The organism is Sphingomonas aracearum (assembly GCF_003345355.1).
GTDB lineage: Bacteria > Pseudomonadota > Alphaproteobacteria > Sphingomonadales > Sphingomonadaceae > Sphingomonas > Sphingomonas aracearum.
Genome location: NZ_QQNB01000001.1, coordinates 1,062,797 through 1,074,681 on the forward strand (window position 1 = coordinate 1,062,797; position 11,885 = coordinate 1,074,681).

An 11,885-nucleotide genomic window follows, 5' to 3' on the forward strand; every position below is an offset into this window, starting at 1 on the left:
GGTCCGGCATGACGGCTCCAGGTGTGCGGTTGCCCCCTGCCCCGCCCCGCGCTAGCCTTGCACATGCTCCTGGCCCTTGCCGTCGCCACGATCGCGCAACCTGCCGCACAGGTGCGCGTCACCTTCAACCGCCGGGGAGAGACTTCGTCGCGTGCCAAGGGCATCGCCGATGCCACCGGCCGGGCGGCCACCCCGGACGATCCCGCACGGGTCGCCTCGATCTCGAAGCTCGTCACCGCTATCGGCGTGCTCCGCCTCGTCGAGCAGCACCGGCTCGATCTCGACGCCGATGTCTCGACGTTGCTGGGCTGGCGGCTGCGCAACCCGGCCTTTCCGGACGCGCCGATCACGCTGCGCCTGCTGCTGTCGCATCGCTCCAGCCTGACGGATGGCGTGGACTATGTCCTGCCGCTCGATGCCGACATGGCAAAGGTGCTCGCCGATCCCAAGGCCTGGGACCGCGCCCATGCTCCGGCCACGTTCTTTCGCTACATCAATATGAATTTCCCCGTGGTCGCCGCGGTGATGGAGCGGGCGACGGGCGAGCGGTTCGATCGGCTGATGGAGCGGCTGGTGCTGAAGCCGCTTGGTCTCGACGCCTGCTACAACTGGGCGAGCTGTTCGGACCGAACCGCCGCCCGCGCGCTCACCCTCTACCGCGACGGCAAGCCGGCGAAGGACGCATCCGACAACCGCCGGACGCCGTGCCCCGTCACGCCCGCAACGGATGGAAGCTGCGACCTCTCGCGCTGGGTGGCGGGCCGCAACGGCGCGCTCTTCGCGCCGCAGGGCGGTTTGCGCATCTCGGCGCGCGGCCTGGCGCGGATCGGGCAGATGCTGCTGAACGGTGGCCGGGTGGGCGGCACCCGCCTGCTCTCCCCCGCCTCGATCCGCGTGCTGGAAACGCCGCTGTGGACCTTCGACGGCAGCAATGGCGAGACGGTGAACGGGTTCTACTGCAGCTACGGCCTGGCGGTCACCTTCACGGCGACGAAAGCGCCCGGCTGCCGTGACGATCCGGTCGGCGATGGCCGGCGGCGCATCGGCCATGCCGGGGACGCCTATGCGCTGAAATCCGGCCTGTGGATCGATCGCGAGCGCGGCACCGGCGTCGCCTATCTCGCCACCGATATTCCCGACGCTACCGGAGCGCACAGCGCGTTCACCGCCATCGAGGAGGCGCTGTCTCGCCCATGAACCTGCGCCATATCGAAATCTTCCACGCCGTTTACGTCAACGGATCGGTCAGTGCCGCCGCCCGCGCGCTCAACATCTCCCAGCCGTCCGTCTCCAAGACGCTCCGCCACGCCGAATCGCTGCTCGGCTATCCGCTGTTCCAGCGGACCAACGGCCGGCTGGTCGCCACCGACGACGCGCATGCGCTGTTCGAGGAGGTGCGCGAAATCCAGGACCGCGTCTATGCGCTGCGCGAGGCGAGCCGCAACCTGCGGCGCGGCGGCGGCGCCACCCTGCGCATTTCCGCGCTGCCCAGCCTTGCCTTGGGCGCCTTGCCGAGCGCGGTGGCCGGTTTCCTGAAGAACCACAGCAACGTGAAGTTCGATCTCCAGACCGTCCACCACGACGACCTCCTGCGCAAGCTCTACGAGCGCGAGACGGACGTGGCGGTTGCATTCGAGGTGCCGCCGTCCACCCCGCTGGGCCACCAATGGCTGGGCGAAGGCGAGCTGGTGGTGCTCTATCGCGAAGAGGACATGCCCGATGCCCCGCCGCGGCTCGAACTGTCGGCATTGCAGGAGCGGCCGTTCATCAGCCTGGCGTCCAGCGGCCCGATCGGCACCTTGTTCACGCAGGAGCTGGAACGGCGCGAGGTGGTGCTGGACGAGGTGGTCTCCGCGCGCACCTTCTACATCGCCACCGCGCTCGTGCGGCAGGGCGTGGGCCTGACGGTGGTGGACAGCTTCACCGCGCAGGCCGCGATGGCGCCCGGCCTCTCGATCCGTCCCCTGAAGCCGCGCATCACCTTCGACGTGCATGCCATGTATCTGCTGAACCGCCCACCCACGGCGCTCGCCAACGACTTCCTCAAGGCACTGGCCGCCGTAATCGACGAGTCGTGATCGGGCGCCATAACGCGCGTTTATGCCCGCCGTCCGCAGCTTCATGCGGATGCTTGCCCGACGAATGATAGGCCTGCCCGAATGATCCCAAGCCCTTACCTCCTCTATCTCGGCCACAGCGCGGACTTCATCGGCATCAAGACCTCGCGCGGGCTCGCCACCTTCCGCCGCGACGATTGCGTGGGCGAGTTCCGCCACGACGACTGCCCGCTGACGCTCGATCTGCCCCGGCTTTCCATGGCGGATGCCGCCGCCCGGGGCGCGAAAACGATGGTGCTCGGCATCGCCAATGGCGGCGGCACGATGGGCGCGGACCTGGTGGCGGACGCAGTCGCGGCACTGGAAGCGGGCATGAACGTCGCCTCCGGCCTGCACCAGCGGCTGCGCGACGTGCCGCGGCTCGCCGATCTCGCGCGCGAACGCGGGCTGCAATTGTTCGACGTGCGCGATCCGCCGGCGCACCTGCCCGTGGGCACCGGCAACCCGCGTCCGGGCAACCGCCTGCTGACCGTCGGCACCGACTGTTCGGTGGGCAAGATGTACGCCACCATCGCGCTGGCGGAGGGCCTGCGCGCGCGCGGGCTCGCCGCCGATTTCCGCGCGACCGGGCAGACCGGCATCCTGATCGCGGGCGCGGGCGTGCCGGTGGACGCGGTGATCGCCGACTTCATCTCCGGCGCGATCGAGCAGCTGGCGCCCGCGCGCTCCGACCACGGCTGGGACGTGATCGAGGGCCAGGGCTCCTTGTTCCACCCGAGCTTTGCCGGCGTCTCCACCGGGCTGCTGCACGGCGCGCAGGCGCAGGCGCTGGTGCTGTGCCACGAGCCCGGCCGCGCGCACATGCGCGGCATTCCCGGCCGCGCCCTGCCGGGCTTGCGCGAGACGATCGACATGAACCTTCAGGTGGCGAAGCTCACCAGCCCCGACGTGCGGTTCGTCGGCGTATGCCTGAACACCTCCAGGCTGGAAGCGCAGGCGGCCGCCGACCTGTGCGGCCGGACCGCGGACGAGCTTGGCCTGCCCTGCACCGATCCCCTGCGGATGGGGGTCGATGGCATTCTCGACCATTTGGCATGACCCGCACCCTTTCGGCGCAGCATGACCGCTTCGCACTGAGCCGCCCGTTCCGCATCTCGCGCGGGGTGAAGGTGGCGGCGGACGTGGTGACGGTGACCGTCAACGGCGACGGGGCCACCGGGCGCGGCGAGGGCGTGCCCTACCCGCGTTATGGCGAAAGCATCGACAGCACGCTGGCGCAGATCGAAGGCATCCGGCCGGTGATCGAGGCGGGTGCGGACCGGCAGGCGCTGCTGTCGCTGCTGCCGCCCGGTGCGGCTCGTAACGCGATCGACTGCGCCTTGTGGGACTGGGACGCGCAGCGCGGCGGGCGGACGGTCGCCGCCCTGCTGGACGCGCCCGAGCCGGAGCGGCTGGCCAGCGCGCTCACGGTGGTGATCGACACGCCCGAGGCGATGGAGGCCGCCGCGCGCGAGATCGCCGGCGCGCCGCTCCTCAAGGTGAAGGTGGATGCGATCGACCCGGAAGCGCAATTGCGCGCGGTGCGCCGCGGTGCGCCCGCGGCCTCACTGATCGTCGATCCCAACGAAAGCTGGACCGAGTCTCTGGTGCGCGAGTTGCAGCCGCTGCTGGTCGAGATGAACGTGGCACTGCTTGAACAGCCCGTGCCGGCCGGCGAAGATGCGTGGCTGGAGGGCTTCACGCCCGCCGTGCCGATCTGCGCCGACGAAAGCGTGCATGTGGCCGACGATCTGGAGCAGGTCGCCCGTCGCTACCAGGCGGTGAACGTCAAGCTCGACAAGGCCGGCGGGCTCACCGCCGCGCTGGACCTGGCGGCGGCGGCGCGGGCACGGGGGCTGGGCCTGATGACCGGCTGCATGGTCTGCTCCTCGCTGTCGATCGCGCCGGCGCTGCACGTCGCCCGGCTCAGCGACCATGCCGATCTTGACGGGCCGGTCTGGCTCCGGGAGGATCGGCCCGGCGGCGTGCGGGACCGGGGCGGATGGCTCACCCCGCCCGATCGCGGCTTCTGGGGTAACGCATGAACAAACGATCGCTGGCGCTGCTGCTCGGCCTGGCTGGCTGCTCCACGGGCCCACGCGCGCCCGCGCCGCCGGCCAGCGCCGATCTCGCGATCACCGGGGGGACGATCTACACCGGCGCCGACGCGCCGTTCACCGGCACGGTGGCGGTGTCGGGGGACCGCATCACCTATGTCGGCACCGCCTCGGTGAAGGCCGGACGGACGATTGACGCGCGCGGCATGGTGGTGGCGCCGGGCTTCATCGACCCGCACACCCATGTCGGCGCGCAGCTTGCCAGCACGAAGGCCGAGGCGCGGCTGGTCCCCGCCTTCCTGATGCAGGGCGTGACCACCGCCTTTATCGGCAATGACGGCGGCGGCGAACTGGACAGCGCGAAGGTGCTGGGCGCCGCTGCCGAGAAGCCGGTGGGCATCAACTACGCCACCTATGTCGGCTTCGGCAGCGTGCGCGGCGCGGTGGTCGGGGCGGAGAAGCGCGACCCTACGCCCGCCGAGCTCGACCGCGAGAAGGCGCTGGTCGCGGCGGCGATGTGCGGCGGGGCGATGGGCCTGTCCACCGGACTGTTCTACGCGCCGCAGAGCTTCTCCAAGACGGAGGAAGTGATCGCGCTGGCGGCGGAGGCGGGCAAGCGCGGTGGCTATTACGACAGCCATATCCGCGACGAATCCTCCTACACGGTGGGCCTCGGCGCGGCGATCGACGAGGCGATCCGCATCGGGCGCGAGGGCCACCTGCCCTCGCATATCAGCCACATCAAGGCGCTGGGCGTCGATGTGCAGGGCCAGGCCCCGGCGATCATCGCCAAGGTGAACGCCGCGCGCGCCGCCGGGCAGGACGTCACCGCCGACCAATATCCCTGGTCCGCCAGCGGCACGAGCCTGGTCGCCAGCCTGGTGCCCCTTTGGGCGCAGGACGGCGGGCGCCCGGCGCTGCTGAAGCGGTTCGACGATCCGGCGCTCGCCGCCCGACTCCACGTCGACATGGCGGAGGGCATGCGAAAGCGCGGCGGCGCGGCCACGCTGCTGATCGTGGAGGGTCGACACAAGGGCAAGCGCCTGTCGGAGGTCGCGCAGGCGCTCGGCAAGCCGCCGATCGACGCGGCGATCGCCGTGATCCGCGAGCACGATCCCGCGGTCGCCAGCTTCAACCAGTCGGAAGCCGACATCGCCGCCTTCATGCAGCAGCCCTGGGTGATGACAGGGTCGGACGCCTCCACCGGCCATCCGCGCGTGTTCGGCACCTTTGCCCGCAAATATCGCAAGTACGTGGTGGAGGACCATGTGATCTCGCTGCGCGACTTCATCGAGCGCAGCTCGGCGCTGCCGGCCGACTGGTTTCATCTGGAAGGGCGCGGGCACCTGAAAGCCGGCGCGTTCGCCGACATGGTGGTGTTCGATCCCGCAACCTATGCACCGCGGGCGACCTATGAGGCGCCGGAGCAGCTCGCGACGGGCGTACGCACCGTGCTCGTCAACGGACGGGTGGCGGTGGACAACGGCGCGCTGACGGGCACCGCCGCCGGCCGCGCGCTGCCGCACACGCCGACGCCGGGTTCGTGCGGCAAGTGACCTTGCGGCGTCTTTGCTCCCCTCCCTGGAAGGAAGGGGTCGGGAGTGGGGCGACCGGGGGCAGCCACCATCGTTTTCTCGCAGGCCGACCCTCCCCCCGCCGATCCCTTCCAGGGAGGGGAGAAGAGACAGCATGACCCGCTGGTTCGCCATTCCGCTGTGGCAGCGGGTGCTCGGCGCGCTCTTCCTCGGCCTGCTCTTCGCGCTCGTCGCGCCGGGCGCCACGCCGCACGTCCAGTTCCTGGGCGATCTGTTCGTGCGCGCGATCCGCATGCTGGTCGCGCCCATCGTGCTCGTCACCATCGCCAGCGGCATCACCGCTCTCGCCGATCCCAAGCGGCTCGGCAGCCTGGGCGGGCGCACGGTCGGGCTGTTCGCCGCCACCACCGCGATCGCCGTATCGGTGGGCATGCTGGTGGCAGGCCTCGTCCGGCCCGGCATCGGCGCCCCGCTCGGCACCGCGGCGCCCCATGCGCTCGGCACGCCCGTGACGCCCTATGACCAGTTGATCGGCATCGTGCCGCTCAACATCGTGGAGGCGCTGGCAAAGGGCGACATGCTGGCGCTGATCTTCGTCGCCATCCTGCTGGGGGTGGCCACCGTGCTGGCGGGCGAGGCGGGGGCGCCGTTCTCGCGCGGGCTACAGGCCTTGTCGGCGGTACTGCTGAAGATGGTCGCGCTGGTCATGGAAGCGACCCCGCTCGGCGTGTTCGCGCTGATCGCCAACGCGGTGGCGGCGAACGGCGCGGCGGTGTTTGTCCATGTCGGCTGGCTCGCCCTTGCCGTGGTGATCGGCTCGCTGATCCAGATCGTGGTGGTGCACAGCCTGATGCTGCGCCTGCTTGCCCGATTGCCGGTGCTGCCGTTCTTCCGCGGCATCGTGGATGCGCTGGTGGTCGCCTTCTCCACCGCGTCCAGCTCGGCGACATTGCCGGTGGCGATGCGCGTGTCGGAGAAGAATCTCGGCCTCGGGCGGCCGGTCTTCTCCACCGTGCTGCCGCTGGGCGCGAGCATCGGCAAGGACGGCACCGCCATGTATGTCGGCCTGCTCAGCATGTTCGCGCTGCAGGCGTTCGCCGTGCCGCTGACGCCCGCCGTCTACGGCACGGTTCTCCTCACCGGGGCGCTGGCCGCCTTCGGCACCGCGCCGGTGCCCTCGGCCTCGCTGTTCATGCTGGCGGCGGTGCTCTCCGCCGTCGGCGTCGCTCCCGAACAGACGGCGCTGGTGGTCGGCTTCGTCCTCCCCTTCGACCGGCTGCTGGACATGACCCGCACCGTGCCCAGCGCCAGCGCGAACCTCGCCGTGGCGACCACCGTGGCGCGATGGGAGGGGGAGCTGGACGAACCAGCCTACCGCGCGCGCGCCGACGCCTGACGGCCGGCAGGCGCGCCTAGAGACGCGAACGAAGGAAGTTCGCCGCCCAGCTCCGCGATCCGGCCCGCGCGAGGCAGCTGACGGTGGACAGCGCCCGGTTGGTGCGAAAGGTCTCGCATGTCCCCGTCGCCGCAAAGGAGGCGCCGTTCCGCAGCGTCACGCGGCTGACCGTCATCCGGTCGCCCGCCATGTCGCCGCTGAAGCGGGCCATGGATCCCCAGCTGCGTTGCGCGAAGTCGATCGTCGCCGCGCCTTGCTCCCGGCTGATCGATACCGTGTCGCACAGGATGAGCGCGGTTTCGTGCCGAAAGCGCGCAACACGATCGGAATATTGGCAGCGCCCGCTCAGCACCATGGAAGAGGGCGCCTCCGGCACTGCGTCCTGCGCGCTCGCCCCCGCGGAAAGCGCCATGGCAGCGAGGGCCGGTGCTATCGATCTCTTGCCCGACATGGACGAACTATGATCGCGATCGGCCCGCCCGGCAACCGCGCGGAGGCGCCCGCCTTCAGTAGAAACGCACGTCGCCCAGCTCGAGCCACGCCTTGCCACCGCGCTCACCGGACAGGCGGAACATGACGGCGCGCAGGCGGTCGAGCCGCAACTCCGCGCTTGCATCCCCGCTGCGGAAGCCCTCGAACGGCAGGCGGATCTCCTGCGCCGCTTCCCCGGCGGTGAACTCGGCGGAGAAGCCGCGGTCGGGTTGCAGGCCGTAGCTGTCCAGCAGCAGCCGATAGGTGCCCGCACCGCGCGCGCGAAAGGCGATGCCGGTGAAGCCGCGCGCATCGGCCAGCTGGATCGCACCCCGTGTGAGCGGCAGGATCAGCTGCGCAAAGGGCTGCGGCGCGGAGCCCATGGTGGCGGCCAGGAAGATGCGCGGCGGCGGGGGCGCGGCCTCGCGCACCGTTTGCAGGTGGCTGTGGTCGACCCCTGCCTCCGTGCTCTCCACCGGCAGCGTATCGAGATCGGTGCGGCCGTCCGCCCGCTGCACCGTGTCGATCGGCCCGGCCATGCGGTGCAGCGGCAGCGCGGTCATGTCCTCCGACGCGATCATCGCGCGCAGCCGGTCCAGCGGCACCTCGCGCCCGGCGACGAACACCTGGCGCACTTTCCACAAGGCCTCGATGTCGCGATCGGGATCGCCGTCCACCAGCACCAGATCGGCGCGCTGGCCCACCGCGATGCGGCCATGGTCCTTCGCCTGGCCGAGGATGTCGGCGCTGACCGACGTGGCCGATGCCAGCGCCTCCGCCGGCGTCAGGCCGAGCTTCGTCAGCCAGGTGATCTCGCGCAAGGTGGAGGGGCCGTGATAGACGCCGCCGATCCCCGCATCGGTGCCCACGCCGATGCGGATGCCGGCGGCCTTCAGCCGCGCGATGTTGTCGCGCATGATCTGCCAGCGCTTCGCATCATAGGGCAGGATCGGGTCGGGCGCGTCATCCATCCGCCGCTGCTCGCGCGCCTGCACCGCGGGATTGAAAGCCTGCCACTCGCCGCGCGTGAACGTGCGGTCCTGTTGCGGCTCGTAGACGACCAGGGTGGCGATATAGGCCATGTGGTGCGTGCGCATCAGCGCGATCAGCTCGTCGTCGATGGGGGCATCGCCCACGCCATGCCCCACCGCGTCCACCCCCGCGCGCGCGGCGATCTTGGCGCCTTCCAGCGTCACCGTATGGGTGATGACCGGCAGGCCGGCCCTGTGCGCGTCCTGCACGATGGCGGCGAGCGTCGGCTCGTCCATGCTGTTGAGGTCGGCGTCCCGGCCATAGCGCCAGCCGTCGGTGAACACCTTGATGACGTCCGGGCGGTAAGGCAGCGCGCGGCGCATCATCAGGTGCGCGGAACGCGGCGTGTTCGCCTCCAGCGTGAAGAAGTTGCCCCAGCCGAACTCGGTGCCGTGCCCCCCCGGCACGCCGAGCCGCACGGCCAGCTGCAGGTGCGGGGCATACAGGCGCCCCGGCCCGGCAAAGCCCGGATCGGTCATCTCGCGGATCGGGCCGAGCATCTCGCCCGACACCGAATAATCGTTCACCGTCGTCACGCCATTGGCGAGATAGCCGGCATAGGCGCGGCCGAGATCCTCCGGGGCGTTGTAGCCGGGCGAGCGCAGGTGCGTATGGAGGTCATGCAGGCCGGGGATCAGCGTCCGGCCGCGGGCACGGACCACGCGGGCGCCCCAAGGGGCCTTCACCTCCGGCCCCACCGCGACGATGCGATCGCCCCGCACCAGCACGTTGGCCACCTGCGCCGGCGCGCCGGTGCCGTCGAACACGCGCGCGCCCTGGATGAAGACCGGCCCGTCGGGACGCGTCGCCGCGCCTGCCACTGCCGCCAGGGCGCTCGCTGCGGCGATCGCCGCGCGTATCCAGGTCATTGCTCGCATCCGCACATCGCCGGGGCTTAGTGCCCCAAACCGGCGCGGCAAGCACCCCGGGAAATCGCCGCATGGCCGATGGTTATGCCCTTCCCCGCCAGTTGAATGACCCGGACCGGCTTGCCCGTGCGGTTCGCGGGCGTACGCTGCACGGCATGCGCCTCCTTGTTCTTGCCGCCGCCCTTCTTTCCGCGCCCGTATTGGCCCAGGCGACCGCGCAAGGCGATGTGGCGGCGATCCTCGCCGCGGCGGGGCCGGGCACCCGGTTCGGGCTGATGGTGGTGGACGATGGCGGGCGCACCATTGCCGAGGTCAACCCGGACGAGCGGTTCATTCCCGCCTCCAACACCAAGATGTTCACCACCGCGGCGGCCTATGCGACGCTCGACATGCAGGCGCCCGCCGGCACCGGGGCCTCGGTGCGGCTGGAGCCGGACGGCCGCGGCGCACCGGGCGTGGTGCTGGTCGGCGGGGGCGACGCCCGCCTGTCGAGCGCGCCCGACTGCGCGGCCGATTGCCTTTCCACGCTGGCCGATGCGGTGGCCGCGCGAACCCGCATCGTCGGCGACGTGGCGGGGGACGACAGCGCCTTTCCCGACCAGCGCTGGAGCCCGGGCATGAGCTGGAACAACATCCCGACCCGCTCGGGAACGGGCGTGTCCGCGCTGACGCTGGACAACAACGAAGCGGTGCTGACCGTCACGCCGGGCGCGGCGGGCACCATGCCGGCTGTGGCGAGCGACGGCTATTACACGGTCGACAACCGCGTGCTGACCGTTGCGGGGGCGAAAAACGCGCTCAGTTACGATCGTGCGCCGAACAGCCGCGTGGTGCGGCTGACCGGCACGATCGCGGCCGGCGCCGAGCCGCAGCGCCTGCGGATGGGGATCGACGATCCGGCATATCACGCGGCGTGGCGGTTTGCGCAACTGCTGCGCGCGCGCGGCGTGCGGGTGACCGGCGCGATCACCGCGCGCCACCGTCCCCTGACGCCCGCCGACGATCCCGCGATGCGCGAGGGCGCGCCCGCAGCCCGCCCGCCCGCCGAGCCGGCGCTCGCGACGCTGACGCCCGGGCCGCTCGCCGCGGACGTGGTGACCATCAACAAGACGAGCCAGAACCTCCATGCCGAACTGCTGCTGCGCCTGGTCGGCGCGCGCGACGGCAGCGGATCGATCGCGGACGGACAGGCGCAGGTGGGCGCGATGCTGGCGCGCGCCGGCGTGCCGCGCTGGGCCTATGACTTTTCGGACGGGTCCGGTATGTCCAGCTACAACCGGATCAGCCCGCGCGGCGCCGTGACCTTTCTCCGCTGGGTGGCCGCGCAGCCATGGGGCGCCGAGTGGCGGGCCAGCCTGCCGGTCGGCGGGCAGGACGGCACGCTGGCCCGCGCCTTTCGCGGCACCGCGCTCGACGGCAGGATCTTCGCCAAGACCGGCACCCTCAACGCCACCAACGCGCTGGCCGGCTATCTGGTGGGGGCCAGCGGGCGCACGCTGACCTTCGCCTTCTATGCCAACGACGTGCCGCAGGATGCGGGCGCCGCCGCCGTCATGTACAAGGCCTTGCTGAAGGTCGCCGCCGCGAACTGACGGGCACCGGACGGAACCCGTTGATCCATTTCAACCGGATTTCCGGGCTTCAGCGCCTTGGCCATGGACCATTCGATAGGGCCGCTGCGTTCTGCCGCCGGTTTCCCGTCAGCCGAGGGTCCACGGACATGATGCAATTGGCGGACTTCCTCAAGGCGATCGGGCCGAACGCCTCCATCGTCTTCGCCTCGTGGATCTTCATGGGGTTCCTCCAGCAACGCTATGACGGGGCCGTCAACCGCTACCGCGAGGCGGTGGGCGACTACCGCTCCAACGAGCATGGGCGGGACCGGGGCGAGAACCTGATGGACCAGGTGACCGCCTATCATCGCCGCTGCCGGCTGATGGAAGCCGCGACGCTGGTCGGCCTGTGCGCGGCGATCCTGCTGATCCTGTCGCTGCTGATCGGGGGGCTGGACGTGCTGGTGCCGCATGTGCCGGCGATCGCCGTGGCGGGCGTCGCCTCCGCCAGCCTGGGGCTGGCGCTGGTGATCGTGGCGGCGGCGATCGTGATCTGGGAAGGCGTACTGATCCGCCGCCAGCTCAACAACGAACTCCGGGACCTGCCGGACCTCGCCCACCGCACCGGAAATAACGCGGGAAGCGTGCTGAGCGGCGAACGCCACTGACGCGCACGCCCCTGCTCCGAAGGATGGCGGCTAGCGCGCCGCCAGCGTGACCGCGGGCGCCGGATCGGCCGCGGAGGGCATTCCGGCATGACTGGCCGCTGCGTCCACCACCAGCAACGCCGCGCCGATGAAAAAGGCCGTGCTGATCTTCACGACTCGCTCTCCCTTTTGTTCTTGTCGGGATGGTACCGCAGCGGACCCGTTTGGC

At 70.8% G+C, this 11,885-nt stretch carries 11 protein-coding genes; 8 read left to right on the forward strand and 3 right to left on the reverse strand.

Going from position 1 to position 11,885, the window contains the following annotated elements:
* Positions 1-63: 63 nt before the first annotated feature.
* The 6 genes from DVW87_RS05210 (at position 64) to DVW87_RS05235 (ending at position 7,084) form a co-directional block, all read left to right on the forward strand.
* Positions 64-1,197, forward strand: coding sequence for a serine hydrolase domain-containing protein (locus tag DVW87_RS05210; RefSeq protein ID WP_114686638.1), 1,134 nt, complete (start codon positions 64-66; stop codon positions 1,195-1,197).
* A complete protein-coding gene (locus DVW87_RS05215; protein ID WP_114686639.1) occupies positions 1,194-2,078 on the forward strand; it encodes a LysR family transcriptional regulator in 885 nt (294 codons plus the stop codon). Before DVW87_RS05210 ends, DVW87_RS05215 begins: the two co-directional genes overlap by 4 nt.
* An 81-nt stretch (positions 2,079-2,159) precedes the next feature.
* The gene (gene dgcN / locus DVW87_RS05220) at positions 2,160-3,155 is read left to right on the forward strand and encodes an N-acetyltransferase DgcN (protein WP_114686640.1); all 996 of its coding nucleotides are present in this window, start codon (positions 2,160-2,162) and stop codon (positions 3,153-3,155) included.
* A complete protein-coding gene (dgcA, locus tag DVW87_RS05225) occupies positions 3,152-4,141 on the forward strand; it encodes an N-acetyl-D-Glu racemase DgcA (RefSeq protein WP_114686641.1) in 990 nt (329 codons plus the stop codon). Before dgcN ends, dgcA begins: the two co-directional genes overlap by 4 nt.
* Positions 4,138-5,709, forward strand: coding sequence for an N-acyl-D-amino-acid deacylase family protein (locus tag DVW87_RS05230; RefSeq protein WP_114686642.1), 1,572 nt, complete (start codon positions 4,138-4,140; stop codon positions 5,707-5,709). Before dgcA ends, DVW87_RS05230 begins: the two co-directional genes overlap by 4 nt.
* 133 nt (positions 5,710-5,842) lie before the next feature.
* Positions 5,843-7,084, forward strand: coding sequence for a dicarboxylate/amino acid:cation symporter (locus DVW87_RS05235; protein WP_114686643.1), 1,242 nt, complete (start codon positions 5,843-5,845; stop codon positions 7,082-7,084).
* Between the two features lie 16 nt (positions 7,085-7,100).
* Here the strand turns inward: DVW87_RS05235 and DVW87_RS05240 are convergent, their stop codons facing one another.
* Positions 7,101-7,535 (reverse strand): hypothetical protein, encoded by a 435-nt coding sequence (locus DVW87_RS05240; protein ID WP_181814722.1) that lies wholly within the window; start codon positions 7,533-7,535, stop codon positions 7,101-7,103.
* Positions 7,536-7,590: 55 nt separating this feature from the next.
* The gene (locus DVW87_RS05245) at positions 7,591-9,456 is read right to left on the reverse strand and encodes an amidohydrolase family protein (protein ID WP_181814723.1); all 1,866 of its coding nucleotides are present in this window, start codon (positions 9,454-9,456) and stop codon (positions 7,591-7,593) included.
* A 71-nt stretch (positions 9,457-9,527) separates the two neighbouring features.
* Here DVW87_RS05245 and dacB point away from each other — a divergent pair, with 71 nt between their 5' ends.
* Both dacB and DVW87_RS05255 read left to right on the forward strand, forming a co-directional pair.
* Entirely contained in the window at positions 9,528-11,048 is a 1,521-nt protein-coding gene (gene dacB / locus DVW87_RS05250; RefSeq protein ID WP_239017757.1) for a D-alanyl-D-alanine carboxypeptidase/D-alanyl-D-alanine endopeptidase, read from the forward strand.
* A 128-nt stretch (positions 11,049-11,176) separates the two neighbouring features.
* The gene (locus DVW87_RS05255) at positions 11,177-11,677 is read left to right on the forward strand and encodes a DUF2721 domain-containing protein (RefSeq protein ID WP_114686647.1); all 501 of its coding nucleotides are present in this window, start codon (positions 11,177-11,179) and stop codon (positions 11,675-11,677) included.
* A 30-nt stretch (positions 11,678-11,707) separates the two neighbouring features.
* Here DVW87_RS05255 and DVW87_RS18470 read toward each other — a convergent pair whose 3' ends face one another.
* Positions 11,708-11,830 carry a hypothetical protein gene (locus DVW87_RS18470; protein ID WP_275402072.1) on the reverse strand — a complete coding sequence of 41 codons (123 nt, stop codon included), beginning with the start codon at positions 11,828-11,830 and terminating at the stop codon, positions 11,708-11,710.
* Positions 11,831-11,885: the final 55 nt, after the last annotated feature.

What these genes read in the sequence shown, in the direction of transcription:
- DVW87_RS05210 (WP_114686638.1), top strand. Translation starts at nt 64, where the DNA reads ATGCTCCTGGCCCTTGCCGTCGCCACGATCGCGCAACCTGCCGCACAG.
- DVW87_RS05215 (WP_114686639.1), top strand. Translation starts at nt 1,194, where the DNA reads ATGAACCTGCGCCATATCGAAATCTTCCACGCCGTTTACGTCAACGGA.
- dgcN (WP_114686640.1), top strand. Translation starts at nt 2,160, where the DNA reads ATGATCCCAAGCCCTTACCTCCTCTATCTCGGCCACAGCGCGGACTTC.
- dgcA (WP_114686641.1), top strand. Translation starts at nt 3,152, where the DNA reads ATGACCCGCACCCTTTCGGCGCAGCATGACCGCTTCGCACTGAGCCGC.
- DVW87_RS05230 (WP_114686642.1), top strand. Translation starts at nt 4,138, where the DNA reads ATGAACAAACGATCGCTGGCGCTGCTGCTCGGCCTGGCTGGCTGCTCC.
- DVW87_RS05235 (WP_114686643.1), top strand. Translation starts at nt 5,843, where the DNA reads ATGACCCGCTGGTTCGCCATTCCGCTGTGGCAGCGGGTGCTCGGCGCG.
- DVW87_RS05240 (WP_181814722.1), bottom strand. Translation starts at nt 7,535, where the DNA reads ATGTCGGGCAAGAGATCGATAGCACCGGCCCTCGCTGCCATGGCGCTT.
- DVW87_RS05245 (WP_181814723.1), bottom strand. Translation starts at nt 9,456, where the DNA reads ATGACCTGGATACGCGCGGCGATCGCCGCAGCGAGCGCCCTGGCGGCA.
- dacB (WP_239017757.1), top strand. Translation starts at nt 9,528, where the DNA reads ATGGCCGATGGTTATGCCCTTCCCCGCCAGTTGAATGACCCGGACCGG.
- DVW87_RS05255 (WP_114686647.1), top strand. Translation starts at nt 11,177, where the DNA reads ATGATGCAATTGGCGGACTTCCTCAAGGCGATCGGGCCGAACGCCTCC.